Origin of the sequence: Zobellella taiwanensis (genome assembly GCF_003012795.1) — a bacterium.
Taxonomy (GTDB): Bacteria; Pseudomonadota; Gammaproteobacteria; order Enterobacterales; family Aeromonadaceae; genus Oceanimonas; species Oceanimonas taiwanensis.
Genome location: NZ_PXYH01000104.1, coordinates 1 through 217, shown reverse-complemented (window position 1 = coordinate 217; position 217 = coordinate 1). Strand labels below are relative to the sequence as shown.

The following is a 217-nucleotide window of genomic DNA, read 5'->3' as shown; positions in this document are numbered from 1 at the left end:
ACGTCGACCTGGACTTTTTGGCGGCGGGCGAGACCATCACCTTCAGCTATACCGTGACCGCCACCGACAGCCAGGGCGCCACCGCCAGTGAGGTGGTGAGCTTTACCCTGATTGGCAGCAACGACGCGCCCACCCTGAGCGTGGTGGATGCGGCGCCGATACTGGAAGTGGCGGGCGACTCCAGTGCCCAGGACTTGCGCGGCACTGGCCTGGTGAG

General features: G+C 65.9%; 1 protein-coding gene. It reads left to right on the top strand.

What is annotated here, in order from left to right; translation table 11 throughout:
- Nucleotides 1-217 (top strand): VCBS domain-containing protein (locus C7I36_RS17125; RefSeq protein ID WP_146137370.1); only part of this gene is annotated, 217 nt, incomplete at both ends.